General features: G+C 62.6%; 15 protein-coding genes. 7 read left to right on the forward strand and 8 right to left on the reverse strand.

The features are described 5' to 3' along the window. The first annotated feature begins 4 nt into the window (after nucleotides 1–4). The 4 genes from AB5Y81_RS11260 to AB5Y81_RS11275 all read left to right on the forward strand — a co-directional run bounded on the left by AB5Y81_RS11260 (nucleotide 5) and on the right by AB5Y81_RS11275 (nucleotide 4,172). On the forward strand, nucleotides 5–466 hold the full coding sequence (locus tag AB5Y81_RS11260; RefSeq protein ID WP_017781951.1) for a GNAT family N-acetyltransferase: 462 nt from the start codon (nucleotides 5–7) through the stop codon (nucleotides 464–466). Nucleotides 467–675: 209 nt separating this feature from the next. Continuing rightward, on the forward strand, nucleotides 676–1,971 hold the full coding sequence (locus AB5Y81_RS11265) for a PAS domain-containing methyl-accepting chemotaxis protein (protein ID WP_279485452.1): 1,296 nt from the start codon (nucleotides 676–678) through the stop codon (nucleotides 1,969–1,971). Nucleotides 1,972–2,090: 119 nt separating this feature from the next. After that, entirely contained in the window at nucleotides 2,091–2,711 is a 621-nt protein-coding gene (locus tag AB5Y81_RS11270; protein ID WP_025201343.1) for a DUF3332 domain-containing protein, read from the forward strand. Nucleotides 2,712–2,798: 87 nt separating this feature from the next. Then, entirely contained in the window at nucleotides 2,799–4,172 is a 1,374-nt protein-coding gene (locus AB5Y81_RS11275) for an HD-GYP domain-containing protein (RefSeq protein WP_279485453.1), read from the forward strand. Nucleotides 4,173–4,247: 75 nt separating this feature from the next. Here the strand turns inward: AB5Y81_RS11275 and AB5Y81_RS11280 are convergent, their stop codons facing one another. From AB5Y81_RS11280 to AB5Y81_RS11305, 6 genes are all read right to left on the reverse strand, one after another. After that, nucleotides 4,248–5,306: an FUSC family protein gene (locus AB5Y81_RS11280; RefSeq protein ID WP_005303226.1), complete on the reverse strand. Its 1,059-nt coding sequence runs from the start codon at nucleotides 5,304–5,306 to the stop codon at nucleotides 4,248–4,250. 63 nt (nucleotides 5,307–5,369) lie between these two features. Further along, complete coding sequence (locus AB5Y81_RS11285) at nucleotides 5,370–7,115, reverse strand: bifunctional molybdopterin-guanine dinucleotide biosynthesis adaptor protein MobB/molybdopterin molybdotransferase MoeA (protein ID WP_279485454.1); 1,746 nt, start codon at nucleotides 7,113–7,115, stop codon at nucleotides 5,370–5,372. Continuing rightward, a complete protein-coding gene (mobA, locus tag AB5Y81_RS11290) occupies nucleotides 7,112–7,750 on the reverse strand; it encodes a molybdenum cofactor guanylyltransferase MobA (RefSeq protein WP_279485455.1) in 639 nt (212 codons plus the stop codon). Before mobA ends, AB5Y81_RS11285 begins: the two co-directional genes overlap by 4 nt. Further along, nucleotides 7,722–8,417, reverse strand: a complete 696-nt coding sequence (locus tag AB5Y81_RS11295) for an energy-coupling factor ABC transporter ATP-binding protein (RefSeq protein ID WP_065016889.1) — start codon at nucleotides 8,415–8,417, stop codon at nucleotides 7,722–7,724. The genes mobA and AB5Y81_RS11295 overlap by 29 nt, the downstream gene beginning before the upstream one ends. A 34-nt stretch (nucleotides 8,418–8,451) precedes the next feature. Beyond that, entirely contained in the window at nucleotides 8,452–9,153 is a 702-nt protein-coding gene (locus AB5Y81_RS11300; RefSeq protein WP_005303218.1) for an ABC transporter permease, read from the reverse strand. A gap of 58 nt (nucleotides 9,154–9,211) precedes the next feature. Next, complete coding sequence (locus AB5Y81_RS11305; RefSeq protein WP_124253148.1) at nucleotides 9,212–10,054, reverse strand: substrate-binding domain-containing protein; 843 nt, start codon at nucleotides 10,052–10,054, stop codon at nucleotides 9,212–9,214. Between the two features lie 248 nt (nucleotides 10,055–10,302). On the opposite strand from AB5Y81_RS11305, the gene AB5Y81_RS11310 reads away from it, so the two are divergent. Together AB5Y81_RS11310 and AB5Y81_RS11315 are read left to right on the forward strand one after the other, a co-directional pair. Then, nucleotides 10,303–11,658 carry a sigma-54 dependent transcriptional regulator gene (locus AB5Y81_RS11310; RefSeq protein ID WP_010633286.1) on the forward strand — a complete coding sequence of 452 codons (1,356 nt, stop codon included), beginning with the start codon at nucleotides 10,303–10,305 and terminating at the stop codon, nucleotides 11,656–11,658. Nucleotides 11,659–11,689: 31 nt separating this feature from the next. Continuing rightward, on the forward strand, nucleotides 11,690–13,783 hold the full coding sequence (locus AB5Y81_RS11315) for a cache domain-containing protein (RefSeq protein WP_279485456.1): 2,094 nt from the start codon (nucleotides 11,690–11,692) through the stop codon (nucleotides 13,781–13,783). A 138-nt stretch (nucleotides 13,784–13,921) separates the two neighbouring features. Here AB5Y81_RS11315 and AB5Y81_RS11320 read toward each other — a convergent pair whose 3' ends face one another. After that, nucleotides 13,922–14,788 (reverse strand): helix-turn-helix transcriptional regulator, encoded by an 867-nt coding sequence (locus tag AB5Y81_RS11320; RefSeq protein WP_017778423.1) that lies wholly within the window; start codon nucleotides 14,786–14,788, stop codon nucleotides 13,922–13,924. Nucleotides 14,789–14,877: 89 nt separating this feature from the next. Next, nucleotides 14,878–15,735 carry a formate dehydrogenase accessory sulfurtransferase FdhD gene (locus tag AB5Y81_RS11325; protein WP_279485457.1) on the reverse strand — a complete coding sequence of 286 codons (858 nt, stop codon included), beginning with the start codon at nucleotides 15,733–15,735 and terminating at the stop codon, nucleotides 14,878–14,880. 397 nt (nucleotides 15,736–16,132) lie between these two features. On the opposite strand from AB5Y81_RS11325, the gene AB5Y81_RS11330 reads away from it, so the two are divergent. Further along, nucleotides 16,133–17,302: a HEPN domain-containing protein gene (locus tag AB5Y81_RS11330; protein ID WP_279485458.1), complete on the forward strand. Its 1,170-nt coding sequence runs from the start codon at nucleotides 16,133–16,135 to the stop codon at nucleotides 17,300–17,302. Nucleotides 17,303–17,427 lie beyond the last annotated feature (125 nt).

The raw sequence follows: 17,427 nt of genomic DNA on the forward strand, positions 1-17,427 counted from the left end.
GGCGATGATCATCCGGCAGGCAACGCAGGCAGACATTCCCGCGCTGGTGACCCTGCGCATGGCGCTGTTTTGCGAGGTGGGGGAGCTGAGCGAGCCGTTGGCCGATCTGCCGCTGTGGCAGGCCACCACCACCTATTTCAGCACGGCGCAGGCCGAGGAGAGTGCCCGCTCCTGGGTGGCGGAGGTGGATGGCGAGGTGGTGGCGAGCGCAACCCTGGCGCTCTTCGTGCGCCCGCCCTATCCCGGCAATCTGACGGGGAGGGAGGGCTATCTGCTCAACATGTATACCCTGCCTGCCCATCGCCGGCAGGGACTGGCCGGTGCCCTGCTGGACCAGATGGCGGACTATGCGAGGGGGCAGCAGCTGGGCCGGGTCTGGCTCCATGCCAGCGAAGAGGGGCGGCCCCTCTACGAGCGGATGGGGTTTGTGAGCAACCCCGCCTATCTGGAGTGGCAACCCGGGTGATCCCGCTTGCCGCCCTACCCGTATCACGCCTGCCAACGGGATACGGGCGCTGCGAACCTCTCCCTGGCTGTGGCAAAATCTCGGCCAAATTCTGATCGAGTCACCATGCTCAACTATGATCAGCCTCAACAGGCTCGTGCCGGTTCACCTTGACGCCGAGTCTTGTGCCCGTTCCCACCTTGTCAGGTCATTACAGAGGTATGACACCCATGTTCAACAACAAGCTGAAGGCGCAACTGCAGGCCTGCCAGGCACAGCTCGCCGAATCACAGGGCTTCGTGGAGGCGGTCAAGGCCGGGATCGCGACCATCATCTTCACCCCGGATGGCGAGATCCTGGAGGCCAATCAGCCATTTCTGAGCCTGATGGGTTACAGCGCCATGGAGCTGCAGGGTCAGCACCACCGGATGTTTTGCAGCCAGGAGCTGGCTCGCTCCGCCGAGTACCAGCAGTTCTGGGCCCAGCTCAAGCAAGGCAGGGTCAAGTCCGGCATCTTCTCGCGCCGCAACAAGCGGGGCGAGGTGGTCTGGCTGGAGGCCAGCTACTTCCCGGTAAAGTCGCAGGACAGGGTGGCCCAGGTGATCAAGATCGCCAGCGACGTTACCGCCGAGCATCAGCAGCTGCTTAACCAGGAGGCGGTCTCCAAGGCGCTAGAACGGTCGCTTGCGATGATCGAATTCACCCCGAGCGGCGACATCCTCTCGGCCAACGCCAACTTCCTGAGTTGCGTCGGTTACACCCTGAACGAGCTCAAGGGGCGCAATCACCGGATCCTGTGTGATGACGCCTTCTATGAGGAGAACCCTCGCTTCTGGGAAGAGCTGGCTCAGGGGCAATTCAAGTCCGGGCTCTTCCTGCGGCGCAACAGCCATGGCGATGCGATCTGGCTGGAGGCTACCTACAACCCCATTCGCGACGAGAGCGGCAAGGTGAGTCGGGTCATCAAGTTTGCCAGCGACATTACTGATCGCGTCACCAAGAGCCACGCAGTGCGCGATGCCACCCAGGTGGCTCACGCCACGGCGCAGGAGACCCTGCGCTGTGCCGAACAGGGGGCAGAGTTGCTGCGCTCCGTGGTGGAGACCTCGTCGCTCATCAGCGAGCAGGTGGACAAGACCATCCTGCTCATCAACCAGCTCAACGAGCAGTCCAGAAGCATAGAGGCCATCGTCTCCACCATCAGCAGCATCGCCGATCAAACCAATCTGCTGGCTCTCAATGCGGCCATCGAGGCGGCCCGCGCCGGCGATCAGGGGCGCGGTTTTGCGGTGGTGGCCGACGAGGTGCGCCAGCTGGCGGCCCGCACGTCGCTCTCCACCGACGAGATAGCCAAGGTGGTGCAGAAGAACCGCGAGCTGACCGCCAGAGTGACCGACGACATGGCCAGGGTGGCCGGCAGCGCCGAGCTCGGCAAGCAGCAGATCGACAAGGTCAACGAAGTGATGGTGGAGATCCGGCAGGAGGCCAACAACGTCTCGGCAACCGTCTCCAGCCTCTCCATCTAGTCAGCTGGCGGCCCTCTCTTCATGCGGGCCGCCTTGATCACTATTTCAACGACCTGTGCGCAATGTGAGCAGTCGAAATCCCAATCTGAACCCCTGCTGTATCGCTCCCTGCTTGTGAATTGCCCGTCGGCGGCAGCCTGTTTAGGCTTGCCGCCTCATTATTTTTGGAGCAGATAAAGACGATGGCAACGAGAAGAGAGGGCAGGGCGCTGGCGCTGCTGGCAGGTGTGGTGGCAAGCGTGGGACTGAGCGGCTGCATGGGGCAGATGGGGCTCTCCTCCATGGTGACCAAGGGCAACCTCAGCGTGGTGGACAACCGTTACGGCCGGGCCGGGGTCTTCATCCTGCTCTCGCCGGTCTACGGTCTGGCGGCCACCGCGGATCTCTTCGTGTTCAACACCATCGAATTCTGGTCGGGCAAGAACCCCATCACCGGCAAGTCGCCGGCGCTGGTGGATCAGAAGCTCGACGCCCTGATCAAGGTCAACCAGCACCTGGATCCCTCCCTCAACAAGGTGCCGCTGGCCCTGCTGCCGCAAGGGGTACGCGAGGTGGAGGTGAGCTACCCGGACGAGCGCACCGCCCAGATGGAGGTGCACTACCTGGATGGGCGCAGCAGCCTGATGCGCGGCGAGAAGCGCGGCGAGCTGCTGGATATCTACTTCGACGGCCGGCTGGTGTCGACCCTGACGCCGGCCCAGCTGGAGGAAAAAGCACGGACCGGTAGCGCCGAGGTATAAATTCATCTGAATCCAGATCTATTCCTCTCTGGATAAGGTATACCTAGTCAGCAGGCAAGATCGCCAAGATGACCAGGGATACAGGCTATGACGGTGAATGGATTGCGGTTGGCAGAGTTGATTGGTTCCCTCAGTCATGCGCTCGACATGACTGAGGGTCAACCAAGAGGGCACTGTATTCGCTGTTGCTGGATAGGTTCCCGTCTGGCCGAACGGTTGGCGCTGGATGCTCGACTGCGTCATGACCTCTATTACATGCTGCTGCTCAAGGATCTGGGGTGCAGCAGCAATGCGGCCCGTATCTGCGAACTCTATCTCACCGACGATCTTCACTTCAAACGCGACTTCAAGCTGGTGGATGGCTCTCTCTCCGAGGTGGTCAACTTCGTGCTGGGCCACACCGGCCTGCAGGCGGATCTGCTTGGGCGTTTTCGCAGCCTGTTTCACATCTTTCGCAACGGCGATCAGATAGCCAACGAACTGATCCAGACCCGTTGCCATCGGGGGGCGGACATCGCTCGTCAACTGCGTTTCAGTGAAGAGGTCGCTACCGGTATCCTCTCTCTGGACGAACACTGGAACGGTAAAGGTCGGCCGTTGCAACTGGTCGGTGACGCGATCCCGCTCTTCTCTCGCATAGCGCTGCTCTGCCAGGTGGTGGATGTGTTTCACGCCGCCGCAGGCCCTGATGCGGTGCTCAAAGAGCTGCGCGAGCGCAGCGGCAGCTGGTTTGACCCTCAATTGGTTAGCGAGTTTGAAGCCTTGGCGGATGGTGATTTTTGGCAAGGACTGGCGGATCCCAAGCTGGCTGAGTGGGTGTTTGTCCACCCGGCCGGGCAGGGTGAGGTCGCTCTTGATGAAGATTATCTGGACGAGATCGCCGCGGCATTCGGTCAGGTGGTGGACTCCAAAAGTCCCTACACCGCCGGTCATAGCGGCCGAGTGGCACTCTATACCGACATTCTTGCCACTCAGATGGGGTTGTCCGAGCAGCGACGACGCTGGCTCAAGCGCGGTGCTCTGCTCCATGACGTGGGCAAGCTGGGGGTGAGCAATGCCATTCTCGACAAACCGGGCAAACTTGATGCGCAGGAGTGGGCCGCTGTGCAGATGCACGCCGCCTATACCGAGGAGATCCTGAGTCGCATAAGTGCGTTTGAAGAGCTGGCGCAAGTGGCGGGTGCCCACCATGAGCGCCTCGATGGCAAGGGTTACCCCAAAGGATTGAAAGGGGACGAGATAGCCTTGGAAACCCGCATCATCACCACGGCCGACATTTTTGATGCCATCACTGCCAAACGGCCCTATCGTGGAGCCATTCCGGTGCCCCAGGCGCTGGAGATGATGGCCGAGAATCTGGGGACGGCCATTGATCCGGATTGCTTTGCCGCTCTGCAGGCGGGGATCCAGGATTTTTCCCTCTATCTCCCGCTCGAGCAATCGCTGGCAAACGCCAGTTAATATTTGCGCCATATCGGGCTTCAGTCATTTGTCATTGGCCTGAGACGACAACGCCCCGCTTTGCGGGGCGTTTTGCTATGGGCGACTCTGGCTGCGGGGCGGATGCATCACCAGACCCAGCAGCCGGCGCAGGTGGGTGAGCTGCTCGGTGAGCTGCAGGTTGAGCCACAGATAGCCGCTGATGGCGGCCTCGCCGCCGGCGTCGATCCGCACCCGGCCGGCCGCCTCCTGCAGACGAGCAATGGCCAGCTCCGAGCCCTGCAGCTCGCCGCTCTTGAGCATCAGCGCCAGCTCGCTCATCAGCGCCTCGGTCGCCTGCTGGCAGGCGCGCAGCTCCGGGGTGCTCTGCATCAGAAAGTGGCTCTGGCGATCGCGCCAGTAGGTGTTGGCCAGCATCTCCAGGGTGCAGAGGGTGTTGCGCATGGTGGTCTGGATCGCTTCGAACAGGGCGCTGCCAAGGCGGGTCTCCTTGACGGCCGGGGTGAGCAGGGGGCGCAGACTCACCATCTTGGAGAGCAATCTGGCGTGGCTGTGGGCGAGCCGAGGTCGCTCCAGCACGTTGGGGGAGAGGTGGGTGTGATAGAGCCGCTGGGCCTGCTGAAGGGTGTCGTGCATCTGCAGCCGCCAGTGGCTGTAGGCGCGCTGGGGATAGATGCTGCAAAACAGCAGTGCCAGCAATGAACCCAGGATCACGTCGGCACTGCGCCACAGGGCGGTCTCGATGTCGCCGGGCATGGCCCCCATGGTGACGCCGAGGGTGATGCCGATGAGCAGCCCCACGTAGGGACGCTTGCCGAGCGCCAGATAGCCGCACAGGAACATGATGCAGCCGCACCACAGCAGCATCAGCGGCAGGGAGTAGAGCTCGAGATAGAGCGCCACCACCCCGCAGCTGGCGCCGAAGATGGTGCCGACCACCCGCTGCAGGGCGCGCGACAGCACATTGCCCCAGAACGAGATGGGGCCCATCACCACCACCAGGGTGATGAGGGGCCAGGTGCTTTCCGGCAGCTTGAGCTCGCGGGTCAGCAGAAAGGTGAGCATGAAGGCGAGCGCGATGCGCAGGCCATGGACGATGCGGTAGTGACCGTAGATCAGCAGATCGAGTCGGGAGAGGGGGGCATTCAGGCGCAAGGGACAAGCCTCGGATTCATGGGGGCAGCCACCCCGCCACGCCCGGCGGGGTGGAGACCGGTATCAGGCCACTCGTCCCTGGAGTGGGTGGATCCAGACCCGCTCGCCGACCGCGATGGCCGGCTGGGCGGGGACGATTTCAATCAGGCAGTTGGCATCACTCATGGAGCTGAGGATGCCGGAGCCCTGCGGCCCTGTGGTGCGTACCCGCAGCACGCCGCTGGCGTCCTGATGGAAGATGCCGCGCAGGAACTCGGTGCGCCCGGGTCGGCTCTTCATCTGCTGCTCGGCCAGGGCCGACAGGCGCAGCGGCTGCCACACCCGGCCCTGCAGGCGGGCGATGGCGGGCTCGACGAACTGCAGGAAGCAGATCATGGCGGCCACCGGGTTGCCGGGCAGGCCGAAGAAGGGAGTCTGCCCCAGCTGGCCGAAGGCGAGCGGGCGACCCGGCCGCATCTGGATGCGCCAGAAGGCGATCTGGCCAAGCTCGGCCAGCACCTGCTTGATGAAGTCGGCATTGCCCACCGACACCCCACCCGAGCTCAGCACCAGGTCGGCATCGGCCGCGGCCTGTGCCAGCTGCCGGCGCAGGATGGCGGGATCATCGGGGATGATGCCAAGGTCCATCACCTCGCAGCCGGCCCCGGCGATGAGCGCCATCAGGGTGAAGCGGTTGCTGTCGAAGATGTGGCCGGGGGCGAGCGTCTCGCCAGGTGCCTGCACCTCGTCGCCGGTGCTGAACAGCGCCACCTTGAGCGGCGCGCGTACCGTCAGGGTTGCCTGCCCCAGAGAAGCCGCCAACCCGAGCTGAGGGGCACCGAGGCGGGTGCCGGCCGGGATGGCGACCGCACCTTTGGCGAGATCTTCCCCGGCCTGACGCACGTTCTGCCCCGCCTTGACAGGGGCGCTGACGCTGACCCATTCACCGTCAAGCCGGGTCTCTTCGCGCATCACCACGGTATCGACACCGGGGGGCAGCGGGGCGCCGGTCATGATCTGCACCGCCTGTCCGGCCAGTACCGGCTCGCTGCGCGGCTGGCCCGCCAGCACTTCCCCTACCAGTTGCCAGCGCCCGGCGGCGAGATCGTCGCTGCGCAGGCCAATGCCGTCCATCGCCGAGTTGGCGTGGGGCGGCACATTGATGGGGCTGACGAGATCCCCGGCCAGCACGGCGCCGTGGCAGCGGGCGAGCGGCAGATCACGGCAGGCGGTGGCTGGGGTGAGGGTATCAAGAATGGCGTTGCGGGCAGCCTCGACCGACAGAAAGCCGTTGCCAGCCTCCTGCTCCCGCGTCTGGCTCTCCTTGAGCCAGTGGCAGACGAAGTCGGCGATGGCCTCCAGATCATTGATATCGAGCCGGGGCAGGGCGGTTTGCTGGGGCTGATCGCTGGCCACGGCGATGATGTCGCGATCAATCGGGAACAGCAGCGGCTTGCCGATGGCGGCGCGGTGCAGCTCGATTTTCGGGAAGTGCTCGTGCTTGAACCCCTCCACCAGCAGCAGGTCGAGGCTGCGCTGATCGAAGCTGGCCAGCAGCTCGCGAAAATCGGCCTCACCCAGATCGGTTTCAACGATGCGGGCGTGACGGCGGCGGGAGGCCACCATCATCTGGCTGGCGCCGGCCTGGCGCAGGCGATGACTGTCTTTGCCCGGCTGGTCGATGTCAAAGTCGTGGTGGGCGTGCTTGAGTACCCCGAGGCGCAGACCGCGGCTCACCAGCAGGGGGATGAGCTGCTCGAGCAGGGTGGTCTTGCCGGTGCCGCTCCAGGCGGCAAAGCCGAGCAGGGGCAGGGTGGGGGCCGGGGTCATGAGGTGGCTCCTTGTCCGGTCGTGGCGTCTGGCAGGCGCGCTTCGTAGGCGGCCAGCTCGTCCGGGCTGTTGAGATTGATGAAGGCATCCGGCTGGTCGGCAAAGCTCACCACCGCCATCCGATGGCGGGCAAACCAGATATCGATTTTGCGCTCTCCCTCGGCCAGCGCGGTGGACAGGGAGGGGAGCAAGGACTTGTGCAGCAGGGCCACCACGGGTTGCAGCCAGTCGCCGTCATGGGCCACCACCAGCTCGGTCTGCGGGGTGAGGGCGGCGCGAAAGCGCGCCATCAGATCGCGGGGCAGGGCGGGGCCGTCGCAGGGCACGAACAGCACCCAGTCGTGACGGGCGGCGGCAAGGCCTGCCTGCATGCCCGCCAGCGGGCCGAGATAGTCGGGGTTGTCGTCGCCGATGACCGGGGCCAGCGCCTGGTAGCGGGCCTGGCTGCGGTTGGCGTTGATCAGGATTTCGTCCACCTGGGGTTTCAGTCGGTCAAGCACGTGGTCGATGAGCGGGCGGCCCGCCAACTCGACCCAGCCCTTGTCGGCCCCCCCCATGCGGGTGGCGCGGCCGCCGGCCAGCACCACGGCGGAGACGGGAAAGCGGTCAGTACGAGGTTCGCTGTGTGAGGTCATGTCGCTCGATGATTTTCAAAGGAGTGGGTTCGTGCAGCCGGCCCCGGGCGAGGGTCCATTGCCGCTCGCACAGGTCGGTCAGATCGTTGCTCTGGTGGCTGATGATGACCAGGCCGCTGCCCTGTTCCCGCAGATCTTGCGCCATGGCGGCCATCAGGGCAACCGAATGTGTATCCAGATTGGCGGTGGGCTCGTCCATCAGCAGAAAAGCGGGCTGCAGCGCCCAGGCGCGGGCCATGGCCAGCCGCTGGCGCTCGCCGCCAGACAAAATGCTGATGTGCTCCCGTGCCAGGCTCTCCAGTTCGACCCGGCGCAGCGCCTCGAACACCCGTACCTCGTCGGCGGCGCGATGGCCGAGGGCCCAGGCCACGTTGTCGTGCACACTGCGATCAAACAGGTAGGGGGTCTGGTGCAGGTAGGTGACCCGGCCCGGCCCCGGATCGCGCTTGAGCCACTGGCCGAGCTTGCCGCGCCAGCCAGAGGGGAGGTTGGTGTGGCCCCGGGTCGGGGTGAGCAGGCCGGCCAGGATCTTGAGCAAGGTGGTCTTGCCTACCCCGTTGGCGCCGCGCAGCCAGACGGCGTCGCCGGCCGCGATGGAGAGCTGCTCAATCTGGAACAGGTCGCGCTCGCCAAAGCGCATCATCAGCTGGTGGGCGGTCAGGGCCATGGCGTACTCCGGTGAATGGACGGTGGGGGCATGGTCAGTTCTTCAGATAGCTGTGACCACGACACGCGGTCAGCAACAGGTTGAGCAGCAGCGCCAGACTCAACAAGACGATGCCAAGGGCCACCCCCTGGGTGAAGGCCCCTTTCTGGGTCTCCAGCGCGATGGCGGTGGGGATGTTGCGGGTGAAATGCAAAATGTTGCCCCCCACCATCATGGAGCAGCCCACCTCGGTGACGATGCGACTGAAGGCGCCGATCACCGCCGCCAGCAGGCCGAAGCGGCACTCGCGCATCAGCCCGAGCAGCGCCCTGGGCCAGGAGAGCCCCAGGGTGCGGGCGGTCTCCCAGGCACGCCGGTCGCTCTGCACGAACGCGGCGTGAGCCATGGTGGCGATCACCGGAAAGGCGATCAGCATCTGCCCCACCACCATGGCCTGCTGGGTGAACAGCATCTTCCAGTCGCCGAAGGGGCCGGCCCGCGACAGCAGCATGTAGAGCAAGAGGCCAATCACCACGGTCGGCACCGACTGCAGGGTATTGATGCAGGAGAGCCAGAGCCAGCGCGCCGGAATCGGCAGATAGGCCAGCGCGAAGCCGAGCAGCAGGGCCGGCAGTAGCACCAGCCCGAGCGCGAGGCCCGATACCGAGAAGGAGACCCCCACCACCTGCCACAGCTCGGCGTCACCACTGAACAGCAGCGAAAGGGCCGCCAGTGTGGTCTCGATCAGGGTCGGCACCGGGCGCCTCCGTCAATCAAGGTGGCGAGAGGCATCTCGAGCAGTCTCGGCCTTGGCATCACTGCGGCTTGGCGTCGGCCACGAACAGCGGCTGGCCGGCCACCTTGAAGTCACCGATAAGCTGCTGGCCGTGCTTTGAGACCAGCCAGTTTTTCAGGGTGCGGGCCCCTTCGGTGTTGAGATCCGGGTAGCGCTTGGGGTTGACCAGGATCACCTGATAGGGGTTGAACAACCGCTTGTCCCCCTCCAGCAGCACGGCGAGATCCAGCTTGCTCTGGTAGGCAAGCCAGGTGCCGCGGTCGGTCAGGGTGTAGGCACCCAGCTCCGAAGCCATGGTCAGGGTCGGCCCCATGCCCTGGCCGATGGATTTGTAGCCGGCGAACTCAGGCTTGACGTCAGCCGCCTGCCACAGGGTCTTCTCCTTGATGTGGGTGCCGGACTCGTCCCCGCGGGAGATAAAGGTCTGCCCCTTGTCCTTGATGGCCTCCAGCGCCTTGGCGGCGTCGTGCAGCTTGCCAAGACCGGCCGGGTCTTTCGCCGGGCCGACGATGACGAAGTCGTTGTACATCAGGTGCTCCGGCTCGATGCCAAAGCCCGCCTCGACGAAGGCCTTCTCGGCAGAGGGGGCGTGGGTCATCACCAGATCCGCGTCGCCGTTCTCGCCCATCTTCAGGCTCTGGCCGGTACCGGCCGCCATCACCTGCACCGGATAGCCGGTCTCCTTGGTGAACTGGGGCAGCAGCCAGCCCAGCAGGCCGGACTGTTCGGTGCTGGTGGTGGTGGCGAGGCGGATGGGCGCCTTGGTCTCGGCATGGCTGGCAGCGCTCCAGAGCGGCAGGCTCAGCAGCAGGGCGGAGGAGAGGGCAAGGGCGAGGCGTTTGCGCACTGTGGCTGTGATCATGATGTCAGGGTACCCGGTGATGGAGAGAGGGCAGGACTAAGCAAGCAGGGTGCCAAGCTGACCACATGCCCTGCTCGGCCCGGTTTTTAATGTGAAAACAGTCGGTTAAGCGCCCTAATTGCGTGATGGCACCGTCGCTTTTAATAAACGGAGTTGGCACTTGGGGCCGGTTAGCGACAAAATGTCCCACAGTTTATAAGGTCGGTGGGACAATCCCGGAACCTTGTCGAATCTGAGGTACTTTTTTCATGACTGCACCCGCCAGCCGCTGGTCCGCCCTCTCCTTGCTCATCGTCGACGACGAACCCGGCATGCGCAGCTTCCTCGCCAAGGCGCTGGCCCGCCGCTTTGCCCAGATAGAGACGGCCGCCAGCGTGGAGGAGGCCGAAGCCCTGCGCTGCCGCCTGCATTTTGATCTCATCATCGCCGACATCCGCCTGCCGGGGCGCTCCGGCATCGAGTGGCACGAGGCCATCGATCCCGCCACCCGGCGCAGCGACATCATCTTCATGACAGGTTTCGGCGACATGGAGACCGCTCTCAAGGCGCTGCGGCTCGGCGCCAGCGACTTCATTCTCAAACCCTTCAACCTGGATCAGATGGTGCAGGCGGTGGACCGGGTCATCGAGCGCCGCCAGATGGAGCGGGAGAACCTGCTGCTGCGGCGGGAGGTGAGCAAGCTGTTCCCGCCCACCCTGATCGGCGACAGCGCCAGGACCCGCGAGCTCAAGACCCTGATCGCCCGGGTCGCCCCCTCCAATGCCGCCGTGCTGGTGGAGGGGGAGTCCGGCACCGGCAAGGAGCTGGTGGCCCGCGCCCTGCACCAGCTCTCCGGCCGGATGGGGGCTTTCGTGCCGCTCAACTGCGCCTCCATCGCCCCCGAGCTTTTGGAGAGCGAGCTGTTCGGCCACGTGCAGGGGGCCTTTACCGGCGCCCGCAAGGGGCGCGACGGCCTGTTCCGGGTCGCCCATCAGGGCACCCTGTTTCTGGACGAGATCGGCGAGATGCCGCTCGCCATGCAGGCCTCCCTGCTGCGGGCGCTGGAGCAGAAGGCCATCCGCCCGGTGGGGGCCGAGCGGGAGCTTTCGGTGGACGTGCGCATCGTCGCCGCCACCAACCGCAACCTGAAGGCGGAGGTGGAGGCGGGCCGGTTTCGCGAAGATCTCTTCTATCGTCTCAACGTAGTGGCGCTGCCGGTAGCTCCCCTGCGTGAGCGGATCGACGACATCCCCGCCCTGGTGCACCACTTCACCCGCCAGCTCACCGCCGAGATGGGCATGGGCGCCCTGCACTGGACCCATGAAGACGTGGTGGCCATGCAGGCCTACCCCTGGCCCGGCAACGTGCGCGAGCTGCGCAACCTGATCGAGCGCTGCCTGCTGCTGGGCAAGCCGCCCGCCGAATACTGGCAGAGCGCCAAGCCGGCCGAGTCGGGACGGGGGGAGGAGGGCTATCCGCTGGAATGGGCGCTGGCCGAGGTGGAGAAGGCCCACATCCTGCAGGTGGTGGCGAGCTTTGACGGCAACAAGTCGGCCGCCTCCCGGGTGCTCGGGGTGGCGCGCAAGACCCTGGAGCGCAAGTTCAAGGAGTGGGCCATCGAATGAGCCGGCTCGCCCCTTGCCGCCGGAGTGAGTCATGAGGCTGGCGCAGATCCCGTGGTTGCTCAGAACCAAGGTGCGCTGGCGTCTGCTGCTGCTCACCTCGGTGCCCATCATGCTGACCCTGGCCGGCATGATAGGGCTCACCCTCTACTGGACCCTCACCTACAGCTGGCAGAACCTGCTCACCACGGTGCGCAGCGACCTTGGCGTCGCCCACCACGCGGTGAGCGTGCAGCAGCAGCGCCAGGCCGAACACCTAGAGCACCTGCGCGATGCCTGGGCCTTCCAGCTGCAGCTGCGCGAATCCCCCGCCCGCTTGCGCCAGTGGGTGATGCCGCTCGCCGCCAACTACGGCCTCGACTTTTTGCGCCTGCGCAGCGGCAGCGAGCTGGATCAGCTGCCAGCGCAGGATCGCGCGGCCCTCGCCGCCGGGCGCAGCGTCAGCCACTTCGTGGTCTGGTCGCGGGAGCAGCTGCTGGCACTCTCGCCGGCGCTGGCCAGCCGCGCCGTGCTGGACAAAGAGCTGGAGCCGGGCGCAGGGCAGGAGACTCGCGGTCTGATCAGCCTCTCGCTGACCCCGGTGATGGGGCGGGACGGCAGCCTCTGGGGCGTGCTGGAGGGGGGCGAGCTTATCAACGGCAGCACCCGGCTGGTAGACGAGCTCAAGGGCCAGGTGTTTGCCAAGAACACCCTGCCGGCCGGCAGCATCGGCAGCGTCACCCTGTTTCTCGGCGATCTGCGGGTGAGCACCAACGTGCCCGCCAGCAGCAGCCAGCAGCTGGGGCGGGCGGTGGGCACCCGGGCCTCGGCGCCGGTGCGCGAACAGGTGCTGGGCCGCGGCGAGCCCTGGATTGACCGCGCCTTCGTGCACGACGCTTGGTATGTGTCGGGCTACGAGCCGCTCTTGGGCGCCAATGGCGAGCGCATCGGCATGCTCTACGTCGGCTTTCTCGAGTGGCCCATCGTTCGCACCTACCTCACCAATCTGCTGGAGCTGGGCTCCGGCGTGGTGCTGCTGTTGCTGCTCTCGGGCCTGCTGGTCTATCGCGGCGCGCGGGACTTGTTCACTCCCATCGAGCGGATGCACAAGGTGGTGCGCCAGGTGCAGGCGGGCAGGCCGGCCCGCATCGGCGAGCTCTACCTCGACCCCGATCACGAGCTGGCCCAGCTCGGCCGCCAGTTCGACGCCATGCTGGATCGCCAGGCGGCGCACCGCCAGCAGCTGGCCCGCAGCGCCGACGAGCTGGAGCAGAAGGTGGCCGAGCGCACCCAGAGCCTGGAGCAGAAGACCGCCGAGCTCGAGCACCACATCCACATGCTGACCCAGGCCCGCCAGCAGCTGCTGATCAGCGAGAAGCTGGCGGCCCTCGGCGAGCTCTGCGCCGGGGTGGCCCACGAGATCAACAACCCGCTCGCGGTGATCCTCGGCAACGTGGAGTTGATGAAGCTGGAGCTGGGGGAGGCGGCCGCGCCGGTCAGCGAGGAGCTGGCGCTGGTGCTGGCCCAGATCGAGCGCATTCGCGCCATCACCCGCAGCCTGTTGCAATATTCCCGTCCCGGCGACTACGAGACGGCGCCGGTGTGGCAGCACCTCACCCCCATCATCGAGGAGAGCCTGACCCTGGTGCGCTCTGCCCTGCGCCAGCAGCAGGTGAACCTGGTGGCCGATCTCAGGGCGCAGCAGCCCATCGAGGCGGATCGCCAGCAGCTGCTGCAGGTGCTGATCAACCTCTTGGTCAACGCCAGCCATGCGCTGGGGGAGCAGGGAGTGATCCGGGTCGAGAGCCGCGACTGGCTGGATGACGCCGGGGCCCTGCAGGGGGCCGAGGTGCGGGTCATCGACAACGGCAGCGGCATCGAGGCGGCCATCATCGACAAGATCTTCGACCCCTTCTTCACCACCCGCGCCACCGGCACCGGGCTGGGGCTGGCCCTGAGCCACCGCATCATCAGCCGCTGGGGCGGTGAGCTGTTGGTAGATTCCACCCCGGGCCAGGGCAGCTGCTTTACCATCCGATTGCGCAGCCACGCCCGGCTGGCCAGCGGCGGCGAGCGCGCCCGGCTGGAAGGGTGGCGCATCGCCCTCAATGCCGAGGGGCGTGAGGCAAGCGTCGAGCCCCAGTCATGACGACATCATAAAAAGCCCGCCGAACTTGAAGGGCGCGCATTGCCCTCAAGGGGGAGGGGGGACTGTCGCAATTCAGAGTGAGACACAAAAAAGCCCGCCAATAGTGGCGGGCTTTTTTACAGATAGGTGAGGGGATACTTACTGCGGGCTCCACACCAGCTTGCCGCTCTGGGTCAGATCATAGCCGCCGAGGCGGGCCGCCAGCTCGCGCCCCTCGGGGGATTGCAGCCAGCCGATCAGCTGTTGCAGCAGGGTGCGAAAGAAGACCCCCTGCGGCATCACCAGATCGAAGCACTCCTGCGACAGCGGCACGAAATCGAGGCCAAACTCGGTGGCAGTGCTCTGGGCACCGGGCCCGACGTCCGCATCGCCGCGGCTGATGGCGGCGGCCAGCTCCCGCTCGCTGTTGACCTCGATAGTGCGCTCCAGCCGGGTCAGCGACTCCCCTTGCGTTTGCAGCCACTCCTGCAGGGCGCGCTGGCTGCCGGCCCCCTCCTGGCGCATGGCCCAGCGCCAGTCGAGCGCCTCTTTCGCCTCTTTGGGTTGCAGCCCCTGGCGCAGCACCAGCCCCTGTACCCGGCGAAATCCATGTACGATCACCCATTGTCGGTGGCCCTGATACTGCTGCACCAGCGCCGGGTGGCGCAGGTGGGCCTCTTCGGCCTGGCCCCAGTGGATGGCGCACAGATCCACGTGGCCGCGCGCCAGCATTGCCAGCCCCTGCCTTGTGCCGCACGGGGTGTAACCCACCAGAGCCTGAGTGCCGAGCTGCTGGGCTAGCCGGCTGCTGGCGTAGTGCAGCAACACATCGTCTGAGCCTGCCAGCAGCAGCCGGTCGTTCATCACCCCCTCGTGGCAACTGCCGAGCAGCCAGCGATCGAGCAGGGAGCGCGGAAACAGCCACTTGCCGGTCGCCTTGGTGGCGGGGATGCGCGCCTCGTTGGCGAGCTGGTAGACCTTCTTCTCGTTGAGATCGAGGTACTCCGCCACCTGCTTCACATTCATAAACTCGTTCATGGCTTGCGTTTGGCCCTCTGGCTGGTCTGATCGAGATACAGCGCGATCTGCTGGGCACTCATCAACTCGTTCATGGTTTAGTCCCGCATCCCGCGACCGGCCGAACCAGGCGCCAGCACCGGCGGCTTCTCGTCCAGCACCAGCTGGTCGTGGCCGCTGAATACCTCGAAGTGGCGCCCCTTGGCGCGGGCAATCATGGTGATGCCGAGCTGGCGGGCGAGATCCAGCCCCATCTGGGTGACGCCGGAGCGCGACAGCAGCACCGGAATGCCCATCTGCGCCACCTTGATCACCATCTCCGAGGTGAGCCGCCCTGTGGTGTAGAAGATCTTGTCGTGGCCGCTCTCGCCGCGCATCCAGAGCTCGCCTGCCAAGGTATCCACCGCGTTGTGGCGTCCCACATCTTCGACAAAGGAGAGGATTTCGCTGCCGCGGCAGATGGCGCAGCCATGCACGGCGCCCGCCATCTTGTAGGTTTCGTTATGGGCCGACAGCGCCTTGAGCAGGGCGTAGAGGGTGCTCTGTTTAAGCTCAGGCGCCGCCAAGACCACCCCTTCAAGCTTCTTCATCACGCTGCCATACATGGTGCCCTGACCGCAGCCGGAGGTGACCGTCTTCTTCTCCAAGGATTTGTCGAGATCGGCGGCCTGCTGGCTGCTCACCACGGCGGCGGCTTCGCTCTCCCAGTCGACGATCACCGACTCGATGGCCGAAATATTCTCGATAAAGCCCTGATTTTTCAGATAACCCAGCACCAGCGCCTCGGGGCGGGCCCCCAGCGTCATCAGGGTGACGATCTCCTTCCAGTTGAGGTAGACCGTCAGTGGCCGCTCACAGGCGATTTGGCGGGTTTGCAACTGCCCCTGCTCATCCATCACCTCGACGGCCATGGTGAGCTGGGCTGCGGCATTGCTTTTGATAAAGGTCGGTGTCATGGGCCCCTCGCGACCGGTTGCCGGGATCTAAGGGGAGGGATACAGCAAGTTTTGTTCCAGATTATTTGGATAGGGGAATAAGGTTTTGTGTTACATAACAGAATATGGATATCGTGCTTGTAAATTGGCTGGACAAATGGTGGTCAGCGAAAGAATATATGCTCCAAAAATTCAATTAATACTTTAAATGTCACTTGAGGTTTTGCAACCTAAATTTAAGTGAAAATAGAGGTGGGTTTGATGAGTGGAAAATATGGTGCTTTCGAAAGTTACGAGTTTTTTGGTGAGTTTTTTATGCAAGAAAATACGGAGGGCATTAGGTTTCCTGCAAAAATAAGATATTCTCCACAGAATGGTTTGCAATTAGAGTACAGTATTTCAAATAGTAGTTTTCCTAGTGCGTGCGACCGACCGATTGTTTGGGGTTTTAAGTAATGGTAAGAAATGTACTCTAGTAGGAAATTTTGATTTTGAAAGCGGAATGCACTACATGGGCTCTGTTTTTGTAAAATCAGGAGTGCATGGATTCTTATACTTAATAATTGGAGATTTCGTTGATTCATGGCAAACGTTTGAATGCGCGCTGTTTACATTTAATGGTATGCAGGAGTTTATTCATCCACAAGGATTTGTTACGCAACTAAAGTATCAAGAGGAACCTATTGTAGAAGTCGATGGTGATGGGTGGAATATCAAGGTTGAAAATACTGCTACTTACTCTATGGTCGGTAATCAGATAATAAATCTTATCTATTCTCGAGATGAAGAAGCAACAGAAAAACTGGCGGCTGCATTAGATAAAATAAAAGAGGAGCATCCTACCTCGTACTTTAATTTGAGAAAAACGCTTAAATATTATGTTCGTTACACAACAGATATTCAACAAGCAGCCGACAGACTTATAAGTGACATAACGAAAATATCCTCTTTATTTTCTATTCTAATGTCTCGCCCGGTATTTCCTGATGAGATAACGTTGAAATTGACAGGGAAGGACTACACACTAAATGTACTTAGTAGCTTGGTATTGGAAGGCCGTACAGTTGAGTTAGCTACAAAAGAGATTAATCATAGATTTATCCCTATCAATTGGAAGCAGATTGATATGAAAATCGTGCTTTCAAATTGGCTTGATGTTTATGATGATTTTCAAGTGCTGTCTGTGTCACATCAATATGAAACTGGCTTTAGAACTCTTCATTATGCTCAAAGCGATATAATTCTTTATTCAACTCAATTAGAAGCTATAAATGTTGATTTGGGTGGTGGCTCATCTGAAAAATATGTAAAACCGTTTAATGTATATGCATCATCGGAACTAAAATCTCAATTGGTTAAACTTTTTGAGAAAACTGGGGAGACGGACTTAGGACGTGCAATTGCCTCTTTACGTAATGAATTAGCTCATGTTGGGCGCCCGAAAGTAATGATGAAGAAATTAAATATTGACGATTATGTTGATATTGGCCAAATTCTTAGACTTGTAGTTATCTCACACTTATTTGCAAAGTTGGGTATTCACCAAGAACAAATCCACCAGTATCAGGGACGTTTGAGTCATAGTTGAAAATGGAAAAAGTTATATATTGATATGTATATTCTTCGTTTGGATAAATCGTAAATAACAGTTCCTAATATCTCGTATTTCGAGCTAAATAGTAGGTTGGTGCTGAACGAAATGAAGCCCAACGT

Origin of the sequence: Aeromonas sp. s2 (assembly GCF_040907935.1) — a bacterium.
GTDB lineage: Bacteria > Pseudomonadota > Gammaproteobacteria > Enterobacterales > Aeromonadaceae > Aeromonas > Aeromonas dhakensis.